Raw genomic sequence first — 26461 nt, forward strand, 5'->3', positions numbered from 1 at the left:
TGGTTCACACTAAACCCGGCCCCGATTGCGGGCCGGGTTTTTTATTGCGCGTGGGGCGCGCATGGGGCTTAAAGGAGAAGCCATTTAAACCTCTAGGGAGGGCCGAATGCAGCTCCGGATAACAGGCTTTGCCGCCCTATTGGGATTTGCCGCGCTGGCAGGGGCGGCGCCCGCCCAGGCTGATCCGCAAAACGAAGCGTATGAGCGCGCCCGCAAAGCGATGGAAATGCCCATCGCCGCGATCTATGCGGGCTTTTCCGACGTCGGAGAATACACCTGCTCCTATGACGGCCCCCTGATCCACTATAATGGCGCCACATCGATTCAGCTCGTGAACTGCCTCCTTGCGGCACCGGAAAGCGCAGACCGGCTTGTCATCACGTCCGCTGGCGGAGTTGTTGAATGGGCGATTTTTGCAGCGCATGTGATCAAACGCCGGAATCTCGAAGTCGAAGTGATTGGCCTGTGCGCCTCCTCCTGCGCCAACTATCTCGTGCCCGTCGCGCGCCGCTTCTATGCTGACAGGTATGCCGCCATCCTCGTGCATGGCGCGCCCACGCCGCCAGATCGCGCGCGTATGGCGGAGGCTTTGAAACGCTCAGGGGCGTCGGAAAGCTCCCCGAACTTCGAACGCTCGCTGCAGGAGAATCTGAAGCGGGAAGAGCAGACCTACATGATCCACAACAACTTCATGCGCGAATTCAATGTGGGCAGCGGCTACTACCTTCTCGATGATGTCCGCGCGGCGCGCCGCGCATTGGGTCAGGAAAGCCCAAGCGGAATGTTCCGCATTGATCCGGCAACCCTCAAAGCCTGCGTGCCAGATCTCGATGCCGTGATCGAGGAGGCCGATATCGAGGCGCTGGACGCTCTCGGCCCCGGCTACAATATGGGGTCTATTGGGGACCTTCGCGGCCCCGGCGCCACCTGCACGGGCTAATCCCGATACGCATCAAAAAGCCCGGCCTTCTTGCGAGGGCCGGGCTATTTTTATTTCAGATCAGCCAGATCAGTGTGCCGTCGGCTGGGGCTCGAAGCTCGCCTGTGCGGGCGGCAGGGAGGCCGTGACCGGCGCCTGCGAAGGCAGCCAGCAGGTGACTTCCAGGCCGCCGCCATCGACCGATTTCATGCCCACCGTGCCGCCATGCAGGTGGATGAAATGCTTCACAAGGGCGAGGCCAAGGCCCGCGCCGCGCTGGTCGCCGGAGACGAAACTGTCGAAGCTCGTCGCGCGCTTGTCGGCCTCAAGGCCCGCGCCATTGTCCCGCACGCTGAGAGTGATCATGTCGCCCATCCGCTGGGCCGCGACCACAATCTCCCCGCCCGGCTCGGTGAAGCGCAGCGAGTTGGAGATCAGGTTGAACAGCACCTGCTTGATCCGGCGCTCATCGCCCCGCATCTGGCCAAGCCGGCCGGTAATCTCGGCACGGACTGCCACTTCGGTGTCTTCGGCTTTCGAGACGACCAGTTCGACGCTCTGGTTGATCACGTCCTCCAGGTCGAGTTCACTGAGCTCCAGATCCAGCCGGCCCGCTTCGATCAGGGCAAGATCGAGAATGTTCTCGATCAGCTTGTTGAGATGGTCGGACGCCGAAAGGATCGCGCGAACGTGATCGGTCTGGCGCTCGGTCAGCGGGCCGTTGCGCTGGGTTTCCAGCAGTTCGGCATAGCCGAAGATCGTCGTCAGCGGCGAGCGCAGCTGGTAACTCACATTGCGCACGAATTCCGTCTTCAGGCGGTCGGCCGCCTCGAAGGCCTCGGCCCGGTCGCGCAAGGCCGATTCCACCCGGCGCGTTGCCGTCACATCGGCAAAGGCGATCATCGTATTTCCATCCGGCAGCGGATGGGTCAGATAGGTCAGCAGCGAGCCATCGGCCCGGCGCATTTCACCGGTGGTCGACTGGCGCGCCGACGGGTCGGTGATGTGCACCTTGATCGCGTCCCAGATTTCCATGTCATGGAACAGCGGCACGCAGCCCCGGATCACATCGTCATAGTCCGGACGGTCCTTCAGGCGGTCACCCGGAATATCCCACACGCGCTCGAAGGCGCGGTTGTGCAGCTTCAGGCGCCCGTCGGAGCCGAACACGGCAACTGCCTCGTGCAGATTGTCCAGCGTCGAAGACTGCGTCTTGATCAGAGCATTGAAGCGCGTCTGCAGGGAGAGGTGGTCGGTGATGTCCTTGAACAATACCAGCAGGCCGCCCATCGGGTGGCGCTGGCGGGTAACTGACAGCGTGCGGCTGTCCGGCAAGGACCATTTGTCTTCCTTCACCCCGTCAATATCGAGATAATAGGAAATTTCCTCGGCGCGCCATTCGGCATAGTTCGTCCGGGCCGGGAGCTTCTTCTTCTCGCGCAGGCGGTCGAGCAGCTGGCCGTGGCTTGGCCGATCGAGGAGGAAGGTCTCCTCCAGGTCCCACATGTCGCGGAAGGCCTTGTTGTAGAAGTTCAGCTTGCGGTCCGGCCCGAAGATGGCAACCGCATCGGCCACATGGTTCAGCGTCTCGTCATGGGCGCGCACATGGCGGTTCAACTCCTCGCGGGAGTTCTCCTGCTCGGTCACGTCAAACGCCATACAGCCTGCCCCGCCCGACAGCGGGAAGGTCAGCACGCGCATCGCGCGGCGCTGGTTGTTGATGACGATATGGCGCGTCTCGTCATGCTCGGCGCCGTCGGTGATCGTCTTGCGGGCCTGCTCGGTGACGGCCTGCTCCAGCATGACCTGGCGTTCCAGAACGCGGTCGAGGTTTCCGCCGTCCACCGCTTCGATATAGGCGGGGTTGGCCCATTGCAGGCGGCCCATGCCCGAAACGCGCCAGGCCGGGAACGGCGCCTTGCCCAGCATGTCGAGGAAAGCGGTCGGGTCACGCGCAATCACCTGCCGCGCCTCTTCCAGCTTGCCGCGAGCGGAGCTTTCTTCCAGGCCCTTGATGGTCGTGTCGTTGATCCACACCACCGCGCGCACGCCTGCCGTGCGGCCATCAGCCTCCAGGAAGCGCCCCGAAGGCCCGATGATGGTCAGCGAGAAAGGCTGCCCGCTCTCGCGCAGCTCACGCAGGCGGATGCGCAGCGTCGTATCCTGCCCGGCCGAATCCCGCGCCTCAAGGTCTGCCAGCCCCTCGACGATACGCACCGCCGGGTCCGGCGAAATCGCGTCATCGGTAAAGCTCAGCAAACCCGCCAGCGCGACCGGCGAGCCATAAAGTTCCGGCGGGGTAATCTCGTCGCCGTCCAGCTCCAGCGCATCGCCCTGCCAGACGAGGATGACGCCCGGATGGGCGCCCAGAACGGATTTCAGCCCGGCATTCTCGGTTTCCCGGTCCCCGGCCACGTCGCGGTAGCGCCGCGCCGCGCCGCGCGCGCCATCCGACACCCGAAGCGCCCAAAGCAGCGCACCCAGCGCCAGCAGCGCGGTGCCAATAGCCATAACGATCGGCATCTGTTCAGCGGTCATGCGTTCCGGAACCTCTATACTTGGCGGGGCTGCCGCCGGTTCATATCGGGCCGCGCGGGGACGGACGCCGCGACTCGGGAAGGTTTATACTGGTTAATGAATGGTGCCGCGAGCGTTAAGGCGGGGTTAATACTGGCCCCGTCACCCTGCTCTCTGTCAGCCTCTTAATCTGGGGGCCTGAAGAATGGGTGTTGCAAAGACGTCACACCCGCCTAGGTTAATCTGTCTGTCCCTTGGGAGCTTCCCTGCATGCGCATCTTCCTTGCCTCGCTCGCCTTTGCCCTGGCCCTGCCCCTCACGGCGGCCGCATCTGGCGATGAAGGCGTAGACGCAGACGAGATCGTGCGCCTGCCCGGCCAGCTGGCCGCCCGGCCCGATCGCAAGCCCCCGCCCGGCGGCATGCCCGGCAAGGGCGAACGCCTGGTCGCCGGGGGCGTGCTGATCCTCAGCTTCGACACCAATGGCGACGGCACGGTCTCCCGCGAGGAGCTGAACGCCGGCATCAAGGCCGCCTTTGCCGAGGCCGACGCCAATGGCGATGGCCAGCTCACCGCGCTGGAACAGCAGGCCTGGGCCGCCAGCATGCCGGTGCGCGACGATACGCTGGCCAATCCCGTCCGCTTCGATCCCAATCTGGACCGGATCGTCACGCTGGAAGAATTCACCACCGTGATATACCAGCTCGCCGCCTCCTATGAGGACGGGGACGGCAACATCGCCGTCGCCAGCCTCACCGCGCCCGACAAGCCGGAGAAGGAAGACCGCCGCTTCGCGCAGGGCGGCTCCCTGCCCGGTGAGGGCGGCCCAAATGGCGGCTCTGGTTCGCCCCGCCGCTGAAACGCGGCCCTGCCCCCTCCCATAACGCTCCTTATATAAAGTGGCCGCGCGCGCCCGCGCCTTGACACCGCGCCCGGTTCAGGAAACCCGTTTCGGCCATGACCCTTCCCGCTTCCCTGCCGCCGGTGCGCGGCAAGCTCATCCCCGGCGCAGAGCTGGCGCCCTACACCTGGTTCCGCGTCGGCGGCCCGGCAGACGCCCTGTTCCTGCCCGCCGATGAGGAAGACCTTGAAGCCTTCCTCAAGGCGCTCGCCCCCGCCATCCCGGTCACCGTGCTGGGCGTCGGCTCAAACCTCATCGTGCGCGATGGCGGCCTTGAAGGCGTCGTCATCCGCCTGATGGGCAAATACTGGGGCGAGATTGAAGCCGAAGACGGGATCACCCTCTCAGCCCGCGCCGGCGCGCTGGACCTTGCCGTCGCCAAGGCCGCCGCCAGCAATGGCATCACGGGGCTGGAATTCCTCTCCGGCATTCCCGGCTCCCTTGGCGGGGCGACCCGCACCAATGCCGGCTGCTATGGCGCCGAGTTGCGCGACCGCCTCGTCGCCCTGCATGGCTACCGGCGCGATGGCACGCGCGTCGCCTATCGCGGCCCCGGCAAGCCCGGCGCCCTGCCCGAGGCGCACTTCTCCTATCGCCATACGGACCTTCCGGCTGATCTCATCGTCACACGCCTCATCCTGGAAGGCACAGGCACGGGCGAGCCTGAAAAGATCGCCGCCGACATTGCCGCCCTTCAGGCCCGGCGCGGCGAAACACAGCCGATCAAGGAGAAAACCTCAGGCTCCACCTTCGCCAACCCCGATCCTCCGGGCACGCCGGGTCAACGCTCCGCCTGGAAACTGATCGACGCCGCCGGCTGCCGCGGCCTGAAAGTCGGCGGGGCGCAAGTCTCCCCCCTCCACTGCAACTTCCTCATCAACACCGGCACGGCAACGGCGGCGGACCTCGAAGCCCTCGGCGAACTCGTCCGTGCCCGCGTGCTGGAAACCTCCGGCGTAGACCTCCGCTGGGAAGTCCGCCGCATGGGCCGTGTGCAGAGGGTTTAACCTGAAGCCCCCTCGCCCTCTGGCAGAAGGGGTTGGGGCGAGGGCGCGCAACGCTTCCCCAAACTGCTCCGCCAGACGGATACCCCAGCCCCCCTCACCCCTGCCCCTCTCCCAAGGGAGAGGGGTTCAAGGCAAAAGCGGCCCGCCTCCCTTCTCCTCCCCCGTTCACGGGGGAGGTGGACGCGAAGCGGACGGAGGGGGCGACGCAGCACACCCCCACTGAGCAGAAACCCCGTAGGGTGGGTTAGCCAAAGGCGTAACCCACCATTGTCATGTGGCGCTACACAGCTGAAATTATCGTCTTTATAAGGTGATTTATCTGCGAGGAATTTCCAAAGTACTCAAGCTTATGATTTCTTGAAATTTTTGGCAGCGTCCTATGCCCGACAGCGCTAGACCACGCCAACCAATCGGAACGACCCGCTACCAAATGCTCATCGCGCAGCTCGACCAAACCGAACCTGTTGTCTGGAATCTCAAGCAATTTAGCCTTGGAAATTGTAGTCGCATTTTTGTGAGTATAAAGCGCCTCAATTATCTTCGGCGCTTCTGTGGTATCCATTAGATAGTCCTGCAGTATCCATCCAAACCAAAACAACTGGAATTCTTGTATTCTAGGGTGCTGAAGCAAATCCAACAACACCTCCCCCATGAAGGAAGCGTCCTTGAGGTGTTTCAAAAACGACCAAAGGTTCTTTGACAGGTGGGGGAATGAAGCAGTCATGTTCGCCAAGTGCGGCTTAACCTCTTCGGCATGGTCACGGAAGATACTAAGGATCAACTCTGCGTCTTCTTCCTGCAGATTATCCATCGCCAAAAGGGCCCGGATATAGTCTGACTCTTGAGGCGTTAATTGCAAGGCGTCGGCAGCAGCTTCCACCTCATCCATGTAATCAAGCAATGCAGCTTTTCGCCTCTTATTAAGCAAAGACAATTTTACTTCGTTTGCCTCTTTTTCAAGGTTGCTCGGATTCTGAGATTTCGTTTTGCTGGGATTTACAGATAACCCTTTTTGCCCAAGAAGCTTTTGGACGGAATAGAAATCTTCATACAGACTATCTGGCTCATTCGAAAATAGAATTATATCATCCATGAAACGAACAACGGCCGACGATTTCAATGAATGATGTTGCTCAACGAATCTCAAAAAATCATTTCCGATCATCTTCGTCGGATAGAGTCCCTGAGCAAGGCAATCTATGCTTCTACCAGAGTTTGTCTGTCGCAAATAACTGCCAAATGCGTCAATATCCTCTTGAGAGGCACCCAGATTTGCGAACCACGCAACTAGATCATGGTGATAAATATTATTGAAGTAGGCAGCGACGTCAAAGCTAAGCGAGTGACTATAATCACTAGAATATTTCGATATGGCGCCCTTGAAGCCCATGTATGAAGACGTCGCTGCTATAGGCTCCCCATTTTCAAACCTGTATCCGAAATGCTTCTTATCGTCATGAAACGGCTTTCTGAACTTTGCTCGATTTCTAAAGGTCAAATCATATATAAAATACTCCGCTATCGGATCTAGTTTTACAGTGCGCCTAAGATGGTTTGCGGGCTTTGAAGCGTAGACGCGAGTTTGCGCCAAGAACTGGTGTGCCGAATTCGCTGGTGCTTGGCTCAAACAACGCTGGATATAAGCTTCTATCTCTTGAGATCCATGCTCAATCAAAAGCCTGCAGGTTTCCATCGGAAACAATGACGATAGAAAATCATGCTGATAGAATTCTCTGGTCGTTAGCACAGCATGGAAGTCCTTTTGTCTGAATCGTCATTCTCATATGGAATTCAATCCTCGATGAAATGTTCTCAGATTCACCCAAAGGTGGCAATAGGTCACTTCCAGTTCCCGCAATTAGTATCCCCCTCAAAACTTCCCCTTAAGCTCCATCGTGAAGATCGGCCCGAAGGCGCGGGAGTATTCTTCCGTGCGCACCAGCGGGCCGGTGCGGTCGCCGCCGTAAACGCGGCGCCAGTAGGTGTCCTTCTGGTTGGTGAGGTTGCCGATGGCGACCGTGCCCGTCATGCCGGCAATGTCCTTGTGTTCCAGGTAGGCCATCAGGAAGGCCGGTTCGTTTCCGCCCAGCTGCGTATCGGAGAGCTGGTAGAACGGCTCCTGCTTGAAGCCTTCGAGGACGAGCCCCCAGGCAACATCCGTATTCGGAACGTCCTGGCGCAGCTCGATATTGTAATCCCAGATCAGGTGGCCATTGATGGAGCGGCGGATGCCCGTCACCGGGTCATCGGCTTCAGTGTCGAAGTAACGCCCGGTGGCGGTGATCTCCGCCCCCTTGAGGCCGAGCGGGGCGAGCTTCAGCGTCGTCTCCGTCTCGATGCCATAGGCGGTCGCGCTGTCGATATTGCCGGGCCCGGCGCCATTGCCGATCGGCACCTGGTCGACCACATCTTCAAGGTCCACATACAGGAAGCGCAACGTGGATGCGCCCCACGCGCCCAGCCCCTTCTGCGCCTCAAGCGAATAGCGCCAGGACTGGCTGGGAACGATTTCCTTGTTGCCCGACTGGCCATTGCCAAGGTCGAGGTCCACGGACGAGATGAAGTCGTAGAAATTGAGCTGGCCCACGCGCCGCTCCACCTTGCCCACAAGTTTCAGCGTGTCGGACTTTTGCCAGGAAAGGCTGGCAAAGCCCTTGGGGCGGGTGAAATTGCGCTTGTTCTCCGCATCGCCCGATTGTTCGAGTTCGGAATATTCAAGGCCGCCGGAAAGCTGCAGGTTGAGTTTCGGCGTCAACTGGCGCCCATGGGTGAGGGTGATCTCGCCGCGGCGCTCTTCCACGCGGCTGTTGGCCAGGTCCAGCGGCACCTCCACCAGCGGCCCGCCGCCGCTCGCCTCTTCCAGCGCCGCTTCGGCGTCCAGGTAGTTGAACGCGCCTTCTGCGGAGATCTGCCAGTCGCGCCCCTCCCCGGCCTGCAGCGCATATTCGCTGCGCAGGATGTATTCGCCCTCGTCCACCGTCTGCTCGAAATTGGAGGCGTAGAGGCCCGTGCCGTCGAAGGCGCCCATCTCGAACCGGTCGATGAAGGGGCTGTGCTCGCGCCGGGCCAGGCCGATGAATTTCAGCCGGCCGGGGCCTGCGTCCAGCTCGTAATCCCCGCCGATCTCGGCATTCCACTCATCCTCGGCAAAGCGGAACAGGCGCCGGCCTTCCGCCCCGCCCTCCGGATAGGTCTTGGAGATCTGCTTGCCATCCACTTCCCAGATGCCGACCTTGGCGTTGAGATTGCCGATTGCGCCGCTCGCCGGTTTCCAGCTCAGCGATCCGGCCAGCGATACGTCATCGGTCAGCCGCGTGAAATCTTCCCGGCGCCGCTCCAGCAGCACGCCATTGCCGTCCTCGATCTGGCGCCAGCCGGCATCGCCGGAGCGCTGCGGGGAACTGTCGGCCTCGAAGGTCCAGCTCAGCGGCCCCTTGCTGCCCGCCAGCGTCACCGTGCCCTCGTTCAGCGAGGGCGGCAGGTTTTCCCGCAGGCGGATCTTGTAGCGCCAGGTGCCGTCCACCGTGCCTTCGCCATCGGTGACGACATTGACCACCTTGCCCGTCAGGCCCGGAATGTCGGTCTGCGTGCCATCCAGCACCTCGATGCGCACGACCCGCGCCGCCGCCACCCGCCCAAGCGCCACTTCCGCGCCGTTGGACTTGGCCGACACCCGCTGCCCATTGATCAGCACATTGCCCCGCGCCTGGCCAAAGCCGCGATTGCCGCTGTCATCGCGCACGATGGCAAAGCCCGGAATCCGGCGCACCATGTCCAGCGCAGTGACCGGCCCATACTGGGAGAAGTCAGCCGGCTGGTAGATGGAACGGTCCGTTCCGGCCGATTTCGCCGATACAGCGTCCGGCACCGCCGCCATCGCCTGCCCAGCCAGAACTGTTGCCGCCAGGCCGCCGAGAAGCAGGTGTTTGAGCGCCATCCGTCATTCCTCCAGATCCGTATCGGCACTCCCTGCGACCAGCTTCGGCCCGAAGAAATTACCGTTTTTCAATGCTTATTTTGCGCTTATCAATAATGACCACATCTGTAGTCAAGAGAAATCTCAAAAGCCGAACATGATTTTTCGGTAATCCGCCGCAAAACCGCCCCGCCGCGGCCTGACAGCCGCCCTCGCTGCGTGTTCTTAAGCGGCTGTTCACCGCATCAGCCCATCAATCGGTGGCAAACGCGGCAGTAGGCGGCAGAAGGAATTTTCCCATGAAACGGGTTGCAGTGATCTATGGTGGCTGGTCTTCGGAACGGCCTGTCTCCCTCTCCTCGGGCACCAAGATGGCCGAAGCAGCCCGCAAGGCGGGCTATGACGTGGTGGAGATCGACGTGACCCGAGACCTCGCCGCCCAGCTGGCCGAAGCCAGGCCGGACGCCGTGCTCAACGGCCTCCACGGCCCCTGGGGCGAGGATGGCTGCGTGCAGGGCGTGCTGGAGGTGATGAACCTCCCCTACTCCCATTCCGGCGTGCTCGCCTCGGCCCTGGCCATGGACAAGATCAAATCCAAGGCGGTGTACCGCTCCGCCGGCCTCGATGTGGCGCAGGACAAGCGCGTCACGCGCGCCGAGGCGGCCGCCGCCCATGCCCTGCCCCCGCCCTACGTCATCAAGCCGGTCAATGAGGGCTCCTCCTTCGGCGTGCTGATCGTGCGTGAAGGCGCCAACGCCCCGCCGCAGGAGCTGACCGGCCCGAATTGGCGCTATGGGGATAATCTCATGGCGGAGGAATACATCCCCGGCCGCGAGCTGACCGTTGCCGTGCTGGGCGACCGGGCGCTGGCTGTAACCGAAATAACGACCTTAAGGGACTATTACGACTTTGATGCAAAATACGCTGCTGGTGGATCAAAACATGTGATCCCGGCAGACCTGCCGGCCCATGTGACGAAGGCAGCGATGGATGCTGCCCTTACGGCGCACAAGGCCCTCGGTTGCCGCGGAGCAACGCGTTCTGACTTCCGCTATGATGAACAGAAGGACCGGCTCGTGATCCTCGAGACCAATACCCAGCCCGGCATGACGCCGACCTCGCTCGTCCCCGAGCAGGCCGCCCATGTTGGTATGGCATTCGAGGAACTCGTCGCCTGGATGATCGAGGACGCTTCATGCCAAAGATAGAGCGCAACCAGACCGTCCCGAACCATCGCCGCCAGCCCGCCACCATCATTGATGAGGCGACCGGCGAAGAGGTTCGTGTTTCCTCCGTGATCTTCGGCATCGTGATGCTGATCGCGATCCTGGTCGCCACCGCTGCCTGGATGGGCGGATCGATGTCGCAGATCGGCTCGCGCTTCGGGGGCTTCATGGACGATACTGCCCGCGTTGCGGGCGTGGATGTGCGCTCGGTCACGGTCATTGGGCTTGAGTTGAACCCGGCGCTTGCAGACGAAGTGCGCGCCGCCGCGATGATCGAGCCGGGCGAAAACATGTTCCGCGCCGATCCCTATCTTATCCAGCGCCGCGTCGAGGCGACGAAAAAAGTCCTGAATGTCCGCGTACACCGTCTCTGGCCGGGCCAGGTGGTCATCCTGGCTGACGCGGCTGAACCTGTCGCCCTCTGGCATGACGGGCGCGACTGGAAAGTGGTCGACGGCCTTGGCCGCCTGCTGCCGGACGCGAACGCCGAAGACCATGGCAACCTTCTGCGCCTTGCCGGCATGGGCGCCCCGGCGGCGGCCCCGCAGCTTACCCGCGCGCTGGCTGCCAATCCCGATATCAACGACCGTGTTGCCGTCGCTACCCGCGTCGGCGAGCGGCGCTGGGACATGCGGTTCGTCAGTGGCGTGACGGTTCGCCTGCCCGAAGACGAAGCCCTTGATGGCGCGCTCGACAGGCTCGCAAAACTTCAGGTCCGCACAGCGCTCACCCAGCGCCCGCTTGACATGATCGACCTGCGCTCGCGCGGCCGCGTTTACCTGCGCGCGTCCGAGCAAGCCAAGCTTGACGCCGCCCTGCCCCTGAAAGCGGAGCGCATCTGATGGCCAATCTCTCCGCGAAGCGTCTTGCCCGTCTGCAGAACCAGCGCGCCGGCACGATTGCAGCGCTGGATATTGGCTGCTCCAAGACCACCTGCCTGATCGGCCGCCCGGACCCTTCCGGCCCGCGCCGCATCCAGATCCTCGGCGGCGGACGCCAGCAGACGCGCGGCTTCAATGGCGGCGGCATTACCGACATGGAAGGCCTCGAGCGCACCATCCGCCTTGCGGTGGAAGACGCCGAGCGCGAAGCTGGCGAGCCGATCAGCGAGGTCATTCTCGGCGTCAGCGGCCCGCAGGTTTCCTCCTGCCTCGTCGAAGCGCAGATCGAGCCGGGCGGGCGCGCCGTCACCCAGCGCGATGTACGCCGCCTGCATGCGCAGGCGATTGCCCGCGTGCCGCAGAAGAATGCCGAAGTGCTGGCCGCCTGGCCGGTTCTCTACACGCTCGACAAGGCCGCTGGCCGCGTCCGCCAGCCGGTCGGCATGATCGCCAATACGCTGCATGTCCGCATGGCCGTGATCACAGCGCCCAAATCCATGGTGCGCAATCTGGTCGAATGCGTTGGCCGCGCGCATCTTGGCGTGATCAAGCTTGTCCCCTCCTCCATCGCGTCCGGCCTCGGCACGCTGATTGAGGACGAGCTGGAAAATGGCACGATCTGCATCGACATGGGCGCAGGCATCACGGCGGTTTCCGTATTCCTGAATGGCGCGCCGGCCTGGCTGGGTCTCGTGCCCGCCGGCGGCCAGCATGTCACCGCAGACCTCGCCCAGGGCCTCGGCACGACCTTTGCCGCCGCCGAGCGAATCAAAACCATCCATGGCACCGCCGATCTCGACGGGCCCGGCCTTTCCGAGCGCGTGGACGCCGCCCGCCTCGGCGATGATGGCCGCCTGCATGCCGTCCGTACCGAGCGGATGGACATTGCGAAGATTATTGCGCCGCGCATCGAAGAAACCTTCGAACTTGTCGCCCAGCTGCTGGAAACCAGCGATGTACGCAAGGTTTTGCCTCACCGCGTCGTGCTGACGGGCGGCGCCAGCCAGCTGCCGGGCGTGCGCGAAGTCGCCAGCCACTACCTGCGCGCGCCGGTGCGTCTCGGAAAGCCGGTGATCTCTGAATTTCTTGGCGAAACGCTGGCAACACCGGCTTTCTCCACCGCATCCGGCCTGATACTCTATCCGGAGTTGGGGTATTTGGATGCGGCGCGGGCTGGCGGCGCGTCCTCGGAAGAAGGTGCCGGATCGGGCACTTGGGTGAATGCCGCGCTGCGCTGGCTGAAGGAAAACTTCTAGGAATTTTCCTGAAGATTTTCTGGCGCTGTCCACATTCACTTAAGCGTTTTTTAGGCCGCACACGCGATGGTGGCGGCTCATACTGCCCGGCAGCGCGCGAATTGTGAGAGTAGGTGCACGATGACCCAGGAACTCAGACCCAAAATCATCGTCTTCGGTGTCGGCGGCGCTGGCGGCAATGCCGTCAACAACATGATCGAGGCAAACCTTCAGGGCGTTGAATTTGTCGTCGCCAATACGGACGCGCAGGCCCTCGCCCGCTCGCGCGCAGAAAGCAAGCTTCAGCTCGGTATCGAAGTCACCGGCGGCCTCGGCGCCGGCGCCCGCCCGGAAATCGGTGCCCGCGCTGCAGAAGAGTCGATTGACGACATCCGCATCTACCTCGAAGGCGCCCATATGGTGTTCATTGCCGCAGGCATGGGCGGCGGCACCGGCACCGGCGCAGCGCCCGTCATCGCGCGCGCCGCGCAGGAAATGGGCATACTGACGATTGCCGTCGTGACGAAGCCGTTTGGCTTCGAAGGCGGCCACCGGATGAAGCTCGCAGAGGAAGGCCTCGGGCGCATCCGCAGCCATGTCGACACGATGATCGTCGTGCCCAACCAGAACCTTTTCCGCATCGCCAACGACCGCACCACCTTTGCAGACGCGTTCCGCATGGCCGATGACGTGCTCTATAACGGCGTACGTGGCATCACCGACCTGATCGTGATGCCGGGCCTCATCAACCTCGACTTTGCCGACGTCGGCGCGATCATGCGCGGCATGGGCACCGCCCTCATGGGCATGGGCGAGGCAGAAGGCGAAGGCCGCGCGCTGGAAGCTGCCCGCCACGCCATCGACAATCCGCTGCTCGATGATGTCACGATCCGCGGCGCCAAGGGCGTGCTGATCAACATCACCGGCGGCTATGACATGACCCTGTTCGAGCTGGACGAGGCGGCCAACGAAATCCGCCGGGAAGCCGATCCGGAAGCCAACATCATCGTCGGCTCGGCCTTCGACACAGAACTTGAAGGCCGCATCCGCGTCTCTGTCGTCGCTGCCGGCCTCGATGAAGCCGCCCGCCGCCTGCCCGCCGCCCAGCCGACAACCGGCAGCGTGCGCCAGCCGGTTGCCGCCCCGGTCGAGGAGCCGCCCGCCGCGGAGCTGGAAGAGGTTGCCGCTGAAGATCCCGCCCTCGATATGGCCATCGAAGCCGATGCCGAAGCCGGCTTCGGTGAGGAAGACGGCGTCACCGCTGAAGTCGCGGCGGAAGCTGAGGCTGGCGAAGCGGGTGAAGATCGCCCGGTCGTGATCACGCGCCCGCAACCGACCGCCCGCGCGGTGCCCGAGCCGATCATCGAGGACGAGGCTGAAGATGAAGACGCGCCGATGCCGGCCGTCTTTACCTCTGGCCGCAAGGAAGCCCCGGCTGCCGACAAGCCCGCGCGCGAAGCGGCGCCCGCCGGATTCGCCAATCTCTTCGGCTGGCGCCGGCCGACCCCGCAGGGTCAGAACGATACGTCCGACACGCCGGCCGTGCCCGCCCAGATCGTCACCTCGCCGGATGACCATCCCAAGCCGGCACCGTTCGATGATGCCGATCTGGAGATCCCGGCCTTCCTGCGCCGCTCCGCCAATAACTGACCCCGTTTTGCCACTGGCGAACCTGCAGCGCCCCGGCCCAGGCCGGGGCGTCCGCGTTTTGATACGCAAATGCCTCAAAAAGACACGGTCTGATCAGATTCAGACACAGTGTGACCCGATTGCGACAGCTTTTGCTACAGAAAATTCCTCATTATTTTCAACGATAAAGACCTGATAAACGTCCCATCTTGTAACAACACGCAATATCCCGTGTTTTGAACCCTTCCCCCACCCTTGCCAATTAGGAACCGAAGGCTGCCACAGATGCAGTCGCAGTAAGGTGCTTAGAGTTATGGGCGACATGCAACACACTCTCGCAAAGGCTGTCAGCTGCGCCGGTGTCGGCGTTCACAGCGGCCAGCGCGCACGCCTCAACATGCGCCCCGCCCCTGTAAACACAGGGATTATCTTCATCCGCATGGATGTGCCCCAGGGCACCGGCACCGTGCCCGCCCATGCCGAAACCGTCAGCGACACGCAGCTTGGCACCACCATCACCAACGAACATGGCGTCTCCGTCGCCGTCGTTGAACACCTCCTGGCCGCCATCGCCGGCCTCGGCATCGACAACCTGATCGTCGAAATCGACGCCCAGGAAGTCCCGATCATGGATGGCTCCTCCTCCGTCTTCTACGAGATGATGATGCTGGCCGGCCTCAAGGCCCAGGGCGCCCTGCGCCGCCGCATCCGCGTGCTGGAACACATCGAAGTGGTCGAGGGCCCCAAGCGCGCCTCCCTGTCGCCGGTTGCCGATGACAGCCTCACCATGCGCGCCCGCATCGAATACACTGACAAGACAATCGGCGTTCAGCAGATGGCCATGCGTCTTGTTCCAGGCAGCTTCGCCCGCGATCTGGCCTTTGCCCGCACCTTCGGCTTTGCCCGCGATGTCGACATGCTGCGCTCCATGGGTCTTGCCCGTGGCGGCTCGCTCGAAAACGCTGTCGTTATTGACGAGAACGGCATCATGAACCCGGAAGGCCTGCGCGTCGAAGACGAGTTCATCCGGCACAAGATGCTGGACGCTGTGGGCGATTTGATGCTCGCCGGCGCGCCGATTGCTGGTGCCTATGACGCTGTTCAGCCCGGCCACAGCATCAATAACAAGCTGGTGCGCGCCCTTCTGGCGACCCCATCTGCCTGGTGCTGGGAAGATGCCGGCAGCCTCGCCGAAGCTGGCGAAGGCATTCGCGCCACCGCATAAATTCAATATAATCTGCAGGTTAGGTCAGATCTGGCGGGACGCGCCATTGCCCGTCGGCGCTTCGGCAATTGCAGGGCGCGCCTCATCGGCCTCGTCCTCACTATCGCTGCCGCCGGACAAGGCCCGCATCAGCGCCATGATGTGAGTGCGCACGCGGTCGTCCTCGATACGTGAGAAATTGCGTACCAGTTCGATCACCGCCCGCGACGAGCTTTCCGGCGCATCCCCCATCTCGGCGGAGCCGAAGAACCAACCGGGCTGAACCTCCAGCACTTCGGCAATCTGCGCAAGCCGACCGGCGCTGACACGGTTTGCGCCTGTCTCGTATTTCTGGATCTGCTGATAGGAAATGTTCAGCGCGTCAGCGACCTGATCCTGCGTGAGTCCAAGAAGGATCCGCCGGCGCCGCATTCGCTCGCCCACCTGACGGTCGACCTGATTTGCATCGCTCAGTCTGATCTGTCTCATCGAAATGCCCATCTTCGCCACAAAAACAAACGAACGATCGCCGGGTTCTGAGCGTTATGCGAAATCATCTCTACCATAAGCTAGAGCCCGGCGCGCGCGCGGCAAGGCAGAAGCTGTCATTGCGGCAACAGACAAGATGACAAACGGCCTTGGAAAGCCTGCACAATCCGGTCTAATCAAGCTCGTGAAAAAAGTTCTGACAGCGCGAGGCCGCACTGCATGCCGAAACTGACGCCCCTTCCCCTCGTGATCCTGGCCGGAGCGCTGGTTCTCTCCGCATGCTCTTCCACGCGCCGGAACCCTGAGCTGGCTTATGTCGAGCGCCCTGTGGAGCAGCTCTACAATCAGGCGGCGGAACGGCTCGACAAGCGTGACTATGTTCGCGCCAAGTTGCTTTTCGAGGAAGTCGAGCGTCAGCATCCCTATTCTGAATGGGCGCGCCGCGCGATGGTGATGTCAGCCTATGTGTCCTATCGCTCACGCGATTACACGACCTCGATTTCCGGCGCCCAGCGTTACCTGTCGCTGCATCCGGGCGGCTCGGAAGCCGAATACGCCTATTATCTGATCGCGCTGAACAATTTCGACCAGATCACCGATGTGGGCCGCGACCAGGCGACAACGGAAAACGCCCGCGCCGCGCTGCTCGAAGTCATCCGCCGCTTCCCGGACAGCGAATACGCCCGTGACGCCCGCGTGAAACTCGACATGGTGAATGACCAGCTCGCCGGCAAGGAAATGACCATCGGCCGCTGGTATCTGCGCTCCAACCAGACGCTGGCCGCGGTGAACCGCTTCAAGAAGGTTGTCACCGACTATCAGACAACTTCGCACTCCGCTGAGGCGCTCCACCGCCTCGTCGAAAGCTATCTCACGCTCGGCCTGCGCGATCAGGCGGTCGTGGCAGGCGCTGTGCTTGGCTACAACTATCCCGACAGCGAATGGTACAAGATGAGCTACCGCCTGCTGACGAATGAAGGCCTGAACCCGGACAGCATCGACGAGACCACGCGCCGCACATTCCTGCAGCGCCTGATCCCCGGCGGCAAATAAGCTGGCGGGGACCGCTGCGTCCCGGTGGTTTCAAAAGCTCAGGCCTCGCCGATGAAAGCGAGCCATTCCTCTTCCGTCATCACCTGAAGGCCGAGCTGCTCGGCCTTGACGAGCTTTGAACCGGCGCCCGGCCCGGCCACGACAATATCCGTCTTGGCAGACACCGAGCCGGCCACCTTGGCACCGAGCGCGCTGGCGCGCGCTTTGGCTTCGTCACGCGTCATCCGCTCCAGCGTGCCGGTAAAGACAACTGTCTTGCCGGTGACCGGACTGCCGATAGCTGCCGGTACCTCATCTTGAACCTCGACTTCTTCAAGCAGCGCCGCCAGCATGTCGCGGTTATGAGGCTCAGCCTCAAACGCCATCAGCGCGCGGGCGGCGGCCTGCCCGATCCCGTCGATGCCGGTCAATTCGTTATAGGCGTCGCTGTCGACCCCCGCCGCCTCGGCGGCCTTCACGGCCTGCCAGAAGCTCTGCCAGCTGAGGAAACTGCGCGCAAATTGCTGCGAGGTCGTCTGGCCGACATAGCGGATCCCAAGGCCGTTGAGAAAGCGCGCGAACGGCACCTTCCGGCGCGCATCAATGGCGCTGTAGAGTTTCTTCGCCGATTGGGCGCCGAAGCCTTCCCACTCTTCCAGTGGCGGCAGGCCGGCTGCGTCAATATTATTCTTCAAACGGAAGATATCCTGCGGCGCGCGCAAAACGCCCTTCTCAAAGAAGAGCACAACCTGCTTCTCGCCGAGGCCATCGATATCGAGCGCCTTGCGAGACACGAAATGTTTGAGCCGCTCCACTGCCTGCGCCGGGCAGATGAGCCCGCCCGTGCAACGGCGTCGCACATCGGCGCGCCCGGCGTCATCAACCTCGCGCACAGCGGCTGAACCGCAGACCGGACAGGTATGCGGCATTTCCCAGACCGCCCCCTGCCCCGCCTCAACCACGCGCAACACTTGCGGGATCACATCGCCGGCCCGCTGGATTTCCACCCTGTCACCGGGCTTTACGCCGAGGCGCGCGATCTCGTCTTCATTATGCAGCGTGGCATTGGAGACCACGACCCCGCCAACCGTGACCGGCTCCAGCCGCGCAACCGGCGTCAGGGATCCTGTTCGCCCGACCTGGATGTCGATACCAAGCAGGGTTGTTACCGCCTTTTCTGCTGGGAACTTGTGCGCGACGGCCCAGCGCGGCGCGCGGCTGACAAAGCCCAGCCGCTGCTGCCAGTCGAGCCGGTCCACCTTATAAACTACACCGTCGATATCATAATCGAGCCCGGCGCGGGCCGCTTCAATATCCCGATAATAGTCGAGCACTTCCTCGACTGTCTCGATACGGACCATGCGGGAGTTTGTAACAAAGCCCCAATCGGCAAAAGCCTGAACAGCGCCCGACTGGGTTTCCGAAAATGGCTCGCTTGCGGCGGCCCAGGCATAGGCAAAGAACCGCAGCGGCCGGGATTTCGTGATTTCAACATCGAGCTGGCGAAGGCTGCCGGCAGCGGCGTTGCGCGGGTTGGCAAAGGTCTTGCGGCCAGCAGCACTTTCCCGCTCGTTCAGCGCGGCAAAATCCTGCTTGGCCATATAGACCTCGCCCCGGATCTCGATACGGGCAGGCCAGCCCTTGCCCTTGAGCTTTGCCGGAATGTCCGCCAGCGTCCGGGCGTTGGCCGTTACGTCCTCGCCCACCTGACCGTCACCGCGCGTCGCTGCGCGCAGCAGTTTACCGTTCTCATAGGTCAGGCTGAGCGAAAGGCCGTCGATCTTGGGCTCGGCCGTAAAGGCGACCACCTCTTCTGCCGGGAGCCCGAGAAAGCGGCGAATGCGCGTGGCGAAATCGGCCACATCTTCATCCGCAAACGCATTATCAAGCGACAGCATGGGCGCGCTATGCCGCGCCTTGGCGAATCCATCGCTCGCTTCAGCGCCAACACGGTCAGTCGGCGAATCCTCTCGCTTCAGCGACGGGAATAGCGCCTCGATCGCCAGGTTGCGCTGGCGCAGCCCGTCATACTCGGCGTCCGTCAGCTCCGGCGCATCATTCTGATAATAGGCCGCATCGGCGTCAGCAATCGCCCGCGCAAGACGTTCGAGCTCGGCGGCGGCCTCGGCCTCGCTCAGCGCTTCGACTGGTTTGACGCCGCTCATGCACCCTCCATCAATCTCCCTGCCGCAGCGCGCGCCTCATCAGTGATTTCCGCGCCGGACAGCATGCGGGCAATCTCTTCCCGCCGCCCCGACGCATCTAGCAAGGTGAGCCCCGTCTCGCCAGATGTCTCACCAGACTTCTCTACAAGCCAGTGGCTGTCTGCCGCCGCCGCGACCTGCGGGCTATGCGTAACCGCAAAGACCTGCCGGGTGCGAGCCAGATGCTCGAACCGCTCGCCAATGGCCGCCGCCACTGCGCCGCCAACGCCCTGATCGGCCTCGTCAAAGATCAGCGTGCCCGCGCTTCCCGCTTCGGCGAGCGCGCATTTGAGGGCAAGGGACACGCGCGCCATCTCCCCGCCCGAGGCAACCTTGCGCAGCGGACCGAAACCTGCGCCGGGATTGGTTTCGGCTTCGAACTCGACGCGCTCGGCGCCATAGGCGCCCGCCTCATTTTCGGCTAGCAGCGTGAACCCGACGCGGATCACCGCCCGGCCAAGCTTCAGCGGTTTCAGTTCTGCCGCAATCGCGGCTTCCAGCCGGCCAGCGGCGGCGTGGCGCGCGCCTGTCAGGCGGTGGGCGGCGCCGTGCCAGCGTGCCTGCGCAGCGGCGGCTGCCGCTTCCGCCTTGCGCAGATCGCCGTCGCCGGCTTCAGCCAGGCCAAGCCGCGCGCGCAATACATCGAGTTTCTCAGGCAGTAAGTCTGCTTCGACGCCATATTTCCGTCCGGCGGCGCGCAAAGCGTAAAGCCGCGCCTCAACCCCGTCGAGATCGCCGGACGCTTCCGGCAGGGCGCTCAGCCGCGCCACGGCGACTTCTGCCTCGCGCACCTCAATCAACGCGCGCTCAATCGCCTCTACAGCGGCCTTGGCCGCCTCCGCCAGGGCGCCCTCCCCGCTCTCGAATCCCGGAAGACGGCAGATCCGCTCGGCCGCACGCGCAGCCTTGCCGAGCGCGGCTTCTGCGCCGCCACCTTCCAGCGCTTCTTCAGCCTCGGACACCGCTTCGCTGATACGTTCTGCCTGCATCAGGCGCATACGTTCCTCAGCCAGCCGCGCGGCTTCACCGGCCTGCGGCGCGAGACGCTCCAGCTCCAATACAGAGGCCTCCAGCCAATCGCGGGCTTCCTGCGCGGCGGCTCGCTCCGCAATCAGCATGTCCCGCGCCTCACGCGCCACTTCCAGCGCCTGCCAGGCCGCAGCGCATTCGGCGAGCAAGCCCTCATTACCCGCGAACTGGTCCAGCATCCGGCGATGCGAAGAGGGACGCATCAGGCTGGAGGCTGCATGCTGGCCATGGATCTCCACCAGCAGGTCGCCGGCTTCAGCCAGCAACGCCGCGCTCGCGGGCTGATCATTGATGAACCCGCGCGCCGGCCCCTGCGCCCGCACGATGCGCTTCAACGTCAGCGTTTCACCGGGCTCTGCCGCAATACCCTGGGCCAACAGCAGCGCCCAGACAGGATGGCCAGGCCCAGCCTCAAACTCTGCCGCGACGCTCGCCTGCCCGGCGCCGGCGCGAACAATTCCGCGATCAGCCGGCCCGCCGAGGGCGAGGGCGATTGCGTCAAGAATGATCGACTTGCCCGCGCCGGTTTCCCCGGTGAGGGCGGTGAAGCCATTCCCCGGCGAAAGATCGAGCCGGGAGATGAGCACGAAATCACGAATGGAGACAGACAGTAGCATGGGGCGCTCATACCATGAGAACAAAAGCGGAACAACAAGATTCCTGCAGGCAACAAGAGGCTTGCATGCAAGGGCGGCTTGGCCCCATCCTGATCGCTCGCGCCCTGGGGAAGCGAAGCAGGAGGCGGGGTGCAGATCCGTCGCATACAGATCATGAAGTTCCTGAAAGGTGCGGGGCTGACGCTGGCCGCCCTCCTGATCGTTTGTTTCTGGTATATCGCTGCTGCCTGGATCTCTGGGAAACTCCCGGTCGGCGGACGCCCGCAGATCCACGAAGCCGGCCAGCTACCGACTTATCTGTGCGAAGCCCCGTTCCATACCGACATCGCCCTGCCGCTCTACGATCCAATGTTCGCATGGACCGGCGAGCTGAAGGATGAACTGCCGACATGGATGCCACCGGACACATATGTGCTCTTCGGCTGGGGCGACTCCGTCTTTTTCACCAGCGTCCTTCAACCCGAAGACATGACCCCCGGACGCGTCCTCAGCGCGCTTGCCGGCTTCAATCAGACAGCTGTCCGTATCGTTCCAGTCGATGGAGGCTCGGTTGAGGAATATTGTGAGCCCATCCCGGTCGACACCGAAGGCCGCGCCGCGCTGATCGAGCATATCCGCGAGACTTTCCTGCGTGACAACGAAGGTGAGCTTCACACCCTGCCAACGCCCGTCCCTGGTGAAATCCTGGTCAAGGCGAAAGGCCGCTATTCGATGTTCAACACCTGCAACCAGTGGACGGCCGCCGCTCTGGGCAAAGCGGGCCTTCCCCGCTCCCTGTTTGCGCCTTTCGCATGGAACGTTACGTCACCCTTGCAAGGACTGGAGGAGCCGAGTACCGAGGAGGTAACACTATACAACTAGATTAATGTGGGAGGAATGAAATGATTGGTCCAAATGGCCGCCAGTGTCCCGAATGGTTTGCCAAGCCGCAGCTGGGAATCTTTATCCACTGGGGCATGTTCGCCATTCCCGCATGGGCGCCGCGCGGTCGGGCCATCCACGAACTGTACGGCGAAGACTATTACCGCAGCGCCGTCATGACTCCCTATTCGGAATGGTATGATAATGCTGCCCGAGTTGACGGCAGCGAGACCCAGCTACGCCACAAGAAGCTTTATGGTGATAAACCGTACAAGGATTTCTTTCCGGAATTTGATGCAGCTTCGCAGAAGTTCGATGCCAACGCGTGGGCCGACTTCTTCGTCGAATGCGGCGCGACCCACTGCGTCTTCGTCACCAAGCATCATGATGGCCTCTGCCTCTGGCCAACGGAAGTCGAAAACCCCCACCGCCCCGGCTGGCATACAGAGCGCGACTTTGTCGGCGAACTCGCCGATGCCGTGCGCGCCCGCGGCCTGCGTTTCGGCCTCTATTATTCCGGCGGCCTCGACTGGACCTTCCGCGACACGCCGATTGCCAATATGGGCGACATGTTCGCCGCCGTACCCACCGAGCAGGACTATCGCGACTATGCCCTTGCCCAGGCCAAGGAACTGATTGACCGCTACAAGCCATCAATCTTCTGGAACGACATCTGCTGGCCCAATGGCGAGGATGTACCTGCCCTGCTGGACTATTATTACAAGGCCGTGCCCGATGGCGTCACCAATGATCGCTGGTTTGCGTCAGAGGATTTCTTCAATTCCCTGCGCGATGAAGGCTCCCGCAAGAGCTTCAATGATCTCATGAAGGCCCGCTCCGCTGAGCCGCAAGAAGAACATCCCGCCCCGTATGCGGACTATCGCTGCGTCGAATTCGGCCTGGGCGTCGTGCCGAAGGAACACAAATGGGAAGCCTGCCGCGGCCTTGGTCTCGGCTTCGGTTACAACTCTGCCGAAATCCCGGAAGACTATATGACCAGCGAAGACGTGATCGCCCTCTACAAGGACGTCACTTCAAAGCGCGGCAACCTGCTGATCAATATCGGCCCGCTGGCCGATGGCACGATCCCGGATCTGCAGAAGACGCCGCTGCGGGCCCTGGGCCAGTATCTGAAAGGTTGACGGCGGGGGGCCTTACCCCGCCTGCTCCACAATATCCGCCACCGGCCGGCGCCGCGCGCCGTGCCGGCCTTTGAACCGCACCCTCTGGCCCACCCGCACCGGTGTCCATCCGGGTGCCAGCCGAAACTGCACGGGGCTTTTCACGCGGTCACACCGGATGAGGCCCAACGCCTTGTACCGGTCCAGATGGATCACATTTCCGGAAACCCATTCCTCCGGGTCGAGTCCCGACCGCCGCGCCCTGACGCTCCGTGCGCCCTTTTCCAGCAATGCGGCACCAGCAGGAACCACCGTTTCGCTCTTTGCCGCGCCGGACGCAGCCCCCTCCTTACCCGATTTTCCCGCCGTCAGCCGCGCAATCACGATCAGCACCAGCTGCACCATCACGCCCGCCGCCAGAATGGCCAAAAGCAGCCGCAGGTCCTCACTCCAGCCCGCAGGCAGAAGCCCCATCGCAGGCTCCAGTATTTTCTGAATTTCCAAGTCTGCCTCCCTTAAGCAAACCCAGAATTAGACTGCCGCCAGCGCGCGCCAATGATCCGGTCACGATTTTCCAGCCAGAAAGAACACCCTGCCCGAAAATCAGGCAGAGACGGGTCCTTCAATGTCCCTCACCGCAGATACGGTCCATTTGAACCTGATAGTCTGCAAACGGAAGATCGATTCCGTAAGCCCGTCTGCGTAAGTCAACTTCATCGGCAGGCGCCTCAATTTCATTTGCCTCCCACGGCCTACCTGGCCGACAGGAGCCCTGCGTCCCGAAACGCTGCGGGCGGTTTGCCGCAGAGGCTATCCTGTCGGAAAGATAGGCCACGCTGGCGCCCTGAATTTCTCCTTGCTCAACCAGGGGCTCCATCAGGGAAAGCGCTTCCCGCTGGAAATCTCGGTCGGCATCGGCATGCTGAACCATCAGCCATACCTTGTCCGACACATCACGCCCCACCTCCGAAATGGTCCACCACATCCCATTTCGCATGGCCAGTTCCTGTTTGAGGAACGCGGTATTGCCCGCGTCGACATCCATCAGGCTGTAGAACAGGCGTTGCTGGAAATTGCGCGCCTGCGCCGGGTTCAGCTCCACGCCCAGCCCGACTGCCTGCTGGCCGGCCTCCTCGGGTGTAAAGGCGATGGCATAGCGGCCATATTGTTCCAGCGCCACGCGCGAATAGACTTCCTTCACGAAAGGGTCGTCGCTCTCCTCGGCCGCTTCCTCAGACGCAGCGTCCTCGCGCTCGCCTGCAAAGGAAGGCGCCGCAAAACCACCGAGCGCTGCCATCACCAGACCAATCAGGTGATACTTCATTCCTCAGTCTCCTGTGCCCGACGAGTATCAATCTAGCCGGACACACCCCCAAAACAAGGAAATATTTACTACCTTAGCGATCAATTATGATGCCTCAAACAAAAAACGCCCCAGCCTTCTGGGCCGGGGCGATTGGATATTTTCCAGGGCGGCAAAATCAGATTTTCGCACACGCCTTCTTCAGCCAGTCTTTCACCTCGCCCTCAAGCTTGCGGCCGAGCAGTTTCAGAACGCGCTTGTGATAGTCGTTCACATATTTGCGCTCATCCTTCGTCAGCATCTTCACATCGATCAGATCTCTGCTGAGCGGCGCGAAGGTCAGGCATTCAAAGCCGAGCATCGCAATCTCGCCGCCCGGAATATCCTCCGCAGGCGTTACATATTGCAGGTTCTCGATGCGGATGCCGTATTCGCCGGCCTTGTAGAAGCCCGGTTCATTGGACACGATCATGCCCGGCATCAGCGGAACAGCGTTCCACGGCTTGGCGATCCGGTGGGGGCCTTCATGCACGCCGAGATACACGCCGACGCCGTGGCCCGTACCGTGCTGGTAATCGAGCCCTGCCTGCCACAGCGCATGGCGTGCCAGCACATCAAGGTGTGTGCCCGTCGTGCCCGGTGGGAAACGCACCGCCGCCAAGGCAATGTGCCCCTTCAGAACGCGCGTATAATTGGCGCGCATTTCATCCGTCGGCGTACCGATGGCAACCGTGCGCGTCACATCGGTCGTCCCGTCGAGATATTGCCCCCCGGAATCGATCAGGAAAAGCGATCCCCGCTCCAGCTTGCGGTCGGACGCGGTAGAGACGCGGTAATGCGGCAGCGCGCCATGCGGCCCTGCCCCAGAGATCGACGGGAAGGATAGATCGTTCAGAGTGCCGAGTTCCTCGCGCAGGGTCTCCAGCTTGATCGTCGCCTCAATCTCGGTCACCTCGCCGCTTTGAGCTTCGGTATCGAGCCAATGAAGGAATTTCGTCAGCGCCACGCCGTCGCGCGCATGGGCCGCGGTCGTGCCCTTGATCTCGGCGGCATTCTTGCAGGCACGCGGGATCGCCACCGGGTCGCGCTGGCGCAGCACTTTGGCGCCGGCCGCTTTCAGCGCGTCGAAGAACCACGCAGAGGCGACATCCGGGTCCAGGCTCACCGTCTTGCCAGCCAGACCTTTCAGGCCTTCTTCCAGATTGCTCAGGGGGCGGAGCGTCACGCGGTTGCCCAGATGGCGGCGCAGCGCGGCGTCGGTCTTGGCCTCATCGATGAAGAGCTCAGCCGACCCGTCCGCATTGAGGATCGCCCGGCCAAGCGGCAGCGGCGTGCAGCTTACGTCTCCCCCGCGAATGTTGAACGCCCAGGCGAGCGAGGCCGGCGAAGTCAGCACGGCGGCGTCCGCCCCATCGCGGGCGAGCTGCGCGCCAACGGCTTCCAGCTTGTCAGTGTGGGCCATGCCGGCATGTTTGACGCTATGGGGAACCACCATCGCCATCGGCTGCGGCGGGCGATCTGCCCAGGCAAGGTCGATCGGGTTTTCTGCAACCGCCACCAGTTCGGCGCCGGCCTTCGCTGCGGCGGCGGCCAGCACAGCCACGTCATTCGGGCTCATCAGGCGTGGATCATACCCGACCTTCTTGCCCTTGAAGCTTTGCTGCGCCAGCCAGCCAAATGGCCCGGGGTCTGGAATACCCGCTACCTCAAACAGCGCCGGATCGGTCTGGTCGCCAGCCTGCAGCGTGTAGCGGCCATCGGCAAACAGCACCGCCTTGTCGGCGAACACGAAGGCAGAACCAAACGAGCCGGTAAAGCCGGTCGCCCAGGCCAGACGTTCATTCGCGTCGGGCAGGTACTCGTTCTGGTACTCATCGTCATGGGGCACGTAGAGGCCATCGAGGCCCTGGCGCTCAAGTTCGCGGCGAAGAAGCGGAAGATGGGCCCGGCCGTCCTGCGGCCCGCCCTTGATGTCGAATGTCTGTCTCATGGTTCCTTCTTAGCCTTTTAAGCAGGCACCGGAAAGCAAGCGAGCTATGCGAATTTACATAGAAAAATCGCGTTTCGTATACTGTTTTGTTTCACCTGCAACCTATATAGGCGGCATACAAACAAATGTTGCGCCGCAGCATTTATAAAAAAACAAGGGACTACCAATGAAAACCGAAATCAGCCTGTCCTCCACCACCGATATGGTGATCGAGAACGTTCTGCGCCCCGCCATGGTCAATGAACTGACCGGCGCAGCACCGGCTGCCCGCCGCCCGGCTCCGCAAGCCGAACCGGAAGTAAAACGCCTGCACATCCTGGCCCGTCGCCAGGAACGCTGGGACCGCCGCGCCGCGCGCGCCTGATCTCGCCAGCAATAAAC

The 26461-nt window shown here is 62.5% G+C and carries 21 protein-coding genes; 12 read left to right on the forward strand and 9 right to left on the reverse strand.

Going from position 1 to position 26461, the window contains the following annotated elements; all coding sequences use genetic code 11:
* Positions 1-106 precede the first annotated feature (106 nt).
* Positions 107-940 (forward strand): hypothetical protein, encoded by an 834-nt coding sequence (locus tag K1X12_RS01830; protein WP_220985937.1) that lies wholly within the window; start codon positions 107-109, stop codon positions 938-940.
* A 69-nt stretch (positions 941-1009) separates the two neighbouring features.
* Here the strand turns inward: K1X12_RS01830 and K1X12_RS01835 are convergent, their stop codons facing one another.
* Positions 1010-3457: a sensor histidine kinase gene (locus K1X12_RS01835; protein WP_220985938.1), complete on the reverse strand. Its 2448-nt coding sequence runs from the start codon at positions 3455-3457 to the stop codon at positions 1010-1012.
* 249 nt (positions 3458-3706) lie between these two features.
* Between K1X12_RS01835 and K1X12_RS01840 the strand changes: the two genes are divergently transcribed.
* Together K1X12_RS01840 and murB are read left to right on the forward strand one after the other, a co-directional pair.
* Entirely contained in the window at positions 3707-4294 is a 588-nt protein-coding gene (locus K1X12_RS01840) for an EF-hand domain-containing protein (RefSeq protein WP_220985939.1), read from the forward strand.
* A gap of 98 nt (positions 4295-4392) precedes the next feature.
* On the forward strand, positions 4393-5343 hold the full coding sequence (gene murB / locus K1X12_RS01845) for a UDP-N-acetylmuramate dehydrogenase (protein ID WP_220985940.1): 951 nt from the start codon (positions 4393-4395) through the stop codon (positions 5341-5343).
* Positions 5344-5623: 280 nt separating this feature from the next.
* Here the strand turns inward: murB and drt5 are convergent, their stop codons facing one another.
* Together drt5 and K1X12_RS01855 are read right to left on the reverse strand one after the other, a co-directional pair.
* On the reverse strand, positions 5624-7090 hold the full coding sequence (gene drt5 / locus K1X12_RS01850; RefSeq protein ID WP_220985941.1) for an antiviral reverse transcriptase Drt5: 1467 nt from the start codon (positions 7088-7090) through the stop codon (positions 5624-5626).
* A 123-nt stretch (positions 7091-7213) separates the two neighbouring features.
* A complete protein-coding gene (locus K1X12_RS01855; RefSeq protein WP_220985942.1) occupies positions 7214-9280 on the reverse strand; it encodes a TonB-dependent receptor plug domain-containing protein in 2067 nt (688 codons plus the stop codon).
* Positions 9281-9558: 278 nt separating this feature from the next.
* On the opposite strand from K1X12_RS01855, the gene K1X12_RS01860 reads away from it, so the two are divergent.
* The 5 genes from K1X12_RS01860 to lpxC all read left to right on the forward strand — a co-directional run bounded on the left by K1X12_RS01860 (position 9559) and on the right by lpxC (position 15455).
* Positions 9559-10467: a D-alanine--D-alanine ligase gene (locus K1X12_RS01860; protein ID WP_220985943.1), complete on the forward strand. Its 909-nt coding sequence runs from the start codon at positions 9559-9561 to the stop codon at positions 10465-10467.
* The gene (locus K1X12_RS01865) at positions 10455-11327 is read left to right on the forward strand and encodes a cell division protein FtsQ/DivIB (protein WP_220985944.1); all 873 of its coding nucleotides are present in this window, start codon (positions 10455-10457) and stop codon (positions 11325-11327) included. Before K1X12_RS01860 ends, K1X12_RS01865 begins: the two co-directional genes overlap by 13 nt.
* Complete coding sequence (gene ftsA, locus K1X12_RS01870; RefSeq protein ID WP_220985945.1) at positions 11327-12622, forward strand: cell division protein FtsA; 1296 nt, start codon at positions 11327-11329, stop codon at positions 12620-12622. The genes K1X12_RS01865 and ftsA overlap by 1 nt, the downstream gene beginning before the upstream one ends.
* 120 nt (positions 12623-12742) lie before the next feature.
* Complete coding sequence (gene ftsZ / locus K1X12_RS01875; RefSeq protein WP_220985946.1) at positions 12743-14251, forward strand: cell division protein FtsZ; 1509 nt, start codon at positions 12743-12745, stop codon at positions 14249-14251.
* A gap of 301 nt (positions 14252-14552) precedes the next feature.
* A complete protein-coding gene (gene lpxC / locus K1X12_RS01880) occupies positions 14553-15455 on the forward strand; it encodes a UDP-3-O-acyl-N-acetylglucosamine deacetylase (RefSeq protein WP_225907831.1) in 903 nt (300 codons plus the stop codon).
* 24 nt (positions 15456-15479) lie between these two features.
* On the opposite strand, the gene K1X12_RS01885 is transcribed toward lpxC, so the two are convergent.
* Positions 15480-15923 (reverse strand): helix-turn-helix domain-containing protein, encoded by a 444-nt coding sequence (locus tag K1X12_RS01885; RefSeq protein ID WP_220985948.1) that lies wholly within the window; start codon positions 15921-15923, stop codon positions 15480-15482.
* Positions 15924-16142: 219 nt separating this feature from the next.
* Between K1X12_RS01885 and K1X12_RS01890 the strand changes: the two genes are divergently transcribed.
* A complete protein-coding gene (locus tag K1X12_RS01890) occupies positions 16143-16976 on the forward strand; it encodes an outer membrane protein assembly factor BamD (RefSeq protein WP_220985949.1) in 834 nt (277 codons plus the stop codon).
* 38 nt (positions 16977-17014) lie between these two features.
* Here K1X12_RS01890 and ligA read toward each other — a convergent pair whose 3' ends face one another.
* Positions 17015-19120, reverse strand: coding sequence for an NAD-dependent DNA ligase LigA (gene ligA, locus K1X12_RS01895; RefSeq protein WP_220985950.1), 2106 nt, complete (start codon positions 19118-19120; stop codon positions 17015-17017).
* Positions 19117-20805, reverse strand: a complete 1689-nt coding sequence (locus K1X12_RS01900; protein WP_220985951.1) for a DNA repair protein RecN — start codon at positions 20803-20805, stop codon at positions 19117-19119. Before K1X12_RS01900 ends, ligA begins: the two co-directional genes overlap by 4 nt.
* Before the next feature lie 129 nt (positions 20806-20934).
* On the opposite strand from K1X12_RS01900, the gene K1X12_RS01905 reads away from it, so the two are divergent.
* On the forward strand, positions 20935-21666 hold the full coding sequence (locus K1X12_RS01905) for a DUF2459 domain-containing protein (RefSeq protein WP_220985952.1): 732 nt from the start codon (positions 20935-20937) through the stop codon (positions 21664-21666).
* Positions 21667-21686: 20 nt separating this feature from the next.
* Positions 21687-22808 carry an alpha-L-fucosidase gene (locus K1X12_RS01910; protein ID WP_220985953.1) on the forward strand — a complete coding sequence of 374 codons (1122 nt, stop codon included), beginning with the start codon at positions 21687-21689 and terminating at the stop codon, positions 22806-22808.
* A 12-nt stretch (positions 22809-22820) separates the two neighbouring features.
* Here K1X12_RS01910 and K1X12_RS01915 read toward each other — a convergent pair whose 3' ends face one another.
* The 3 genes from K1X12_RS01915 to K1X12_RS01925 form a co-directional block, all read right to left on the reverse strand.
* Positions 22821-23291: a hypothetical protein gene (locus K1X12_RS01915; RefSeq protein ID WP_220985954.1), complete on the reverse strand. Its 471-nt coding sequence runs from the start codon at positions 23289-23291 to the stop codon at positions 22821-22823.
* Positions 23292-23409: 118 nt separating this feature from the next.
* Positions 23410-24111 carry a DUF6624 domain-containing protein gene (locus K1X12_RS01920; RefSeq protein WP_220985955.1) on the reverse strand — a complete coding sequence of 234 codons (702 nt, stop codon included), beginning with the start codon at positions 24109-24111 and terminating at the stop codon, positions 23410-23412.
* 157 nt (positions 24112-24268) lie between these two features.
* Positions 24269-26080 (reverse strand): aminopeptidase P family protein, encoded by a 1812-nt coding sequence (locus K1X12_RS01925; protein WP_220985956.1) that lies wholly within the window; start codon positions 26078-26080, stop codon positions 24269-24271.
* Positions 26081-26246: 166 nt separating this feature from the next.
* Here K1X12_RS01925 and K1X12_RS01930 point away from each other — a divergent pair, with 166 nt between their 5' ends.
* Positions 26247-26444, forward strand: coding sequence for a hypothetical protein (locus tag K1X12_RS01930; RefSeq protein WP_220985957.1), 198 nt, complete (start codon positions 26247-26249; stop codon positions 26442-26444).
* The last annotated feature ends 17 nt before the right edge of the window (positions 26445-26461 follow it).

The organism is Hyphomonas sediminis, from assembly GCF_019679475.1.
Lineage (GTDB): Bacteria > Pseudomonadota > Alphaproteobacteria > Caulobacterales > Hyphomonadaceae > Hyphomonas > Hyphomonas sediminis.

Coding starts and splice junctions, on each gene's coding strand:
- K1X12_RS01885 (WP_220985948.1), bottom strand. CDS start 15,923: ATGAGACAGATCAGACTGAGCGATGCAAATCAGGTCGACCGTCAGGTG.
- K1X12_RS01830 (WP_220985937.1), top strand. CDS start 107: ATGCAGCTCCGGATAACAGGCTTTGCCGCCCTATTGGGATTTGCCGCG.
- K1X12_RS01900 (WP_220985951.1), bottom strand. CDS start 20,805: ATGCTACTGTCTGTCTCCATTCGTGATTTCGTGCTCATCTCCCGGCTC.
- K1X12_RS01930 (WP_220985957.1), top strand. CDS start 26,247: ATGAAAACCGAAATCAGCCTGTCCTCCACCACCGATATGGTGATCGAG.
- murB (WP_220985940.1), top strand. CDS start 4,393: ATGACCCTTCCCGCTTCCCTGCCGCCGGTGCGCGGCAAGCTCATCCCC.
- ligA (WP_220985950.1), bottom strand. CDS start 19,120: ATGAGCGGCGTCAAACCAGTCGAAGCGCTGAGCGAGGCCGAGGCCGCC.
- K1X12_RS01910 (WP_220985953.1), top strand. CDS start 21,687: ATGATTGGTCCAAATGGCCGCCAGTGTCCCGAATGGTTTGCCAAGCCG.
- K1X12_RS01860 (WP_220985943.1), top strand. CDS start 9,559: ATGAAACGGGTTGCAGTGATCTATGGTGGCTGGTCTTCGGAACGGCCT.
- K1X12_RS01925 (WP_220985956.1), bottom strand. CDS start 26,080: ATGAGACAGACATTCGACATCAAGGGCGGGCCGCAGGACGGCCGGGCC.
- ftsA (WP_220985945.1), top strand. CDS start 11,327: ATGGCCAATCTCTCCGCGAAGCGTCTTGCCCGTCTGCAGAACCAGCGC.
- K1X12_RS01855 (WP_220985942.1), bottom strand. CDS start 9,280: ATGGCGCTCAAACACCTGCTTCTCGGCGGCCTGGCGGCAACAGTTCTG.
- K1X12_RS01840 (WP_220985939.1), top strand. CDS start 3,707: ATGCGCATCTTCCTTGCCTCGCTCGCCTTTGCCCTGGCCCTGCCCCTC.
- ftsZ (WP_220985946.1), top strand. CDS start 12,743: ATGACCCAGGAACTCAGACCCAAAATCATCGTCTTCGGTGTCGGCGGC.
- K1X12_RS01920 (WP_220985955.1), bottom strand. CDS start 24,111: ATGAAGTATCACCTGATTGGTCTGGTGATGGCAGCGCTCGGTGGTTTT.
- lpxC (WP_225907831.1), top strand. CDS start 14,553: ATGCAACACACTCTCGCAAAGGCTGTCAGCTGCGCCGGTGTCGGCGTT.
- K1X12_RS01835 (WP_220985938.1), bottom strand. CDS start 3,457: ATGACCGCTGAACAGATGCCGATCGTTATGGCTATTGGCACCGCGCTG.
- K1X12_RS01890 (WP_220985949.1), top strand. CDS start 16,143: ATGCCGAAACTGACGCCCCTTCCCCTCGTGATCCTGGCCGGAGCGCTG.
- K1X12_RS01865 (WP_220985944.1), top strand. CDS start 10,455: ATGCCAAAGATAGAGCGCAACCAGACCGTCCCGAACCATCGCCGCCAG.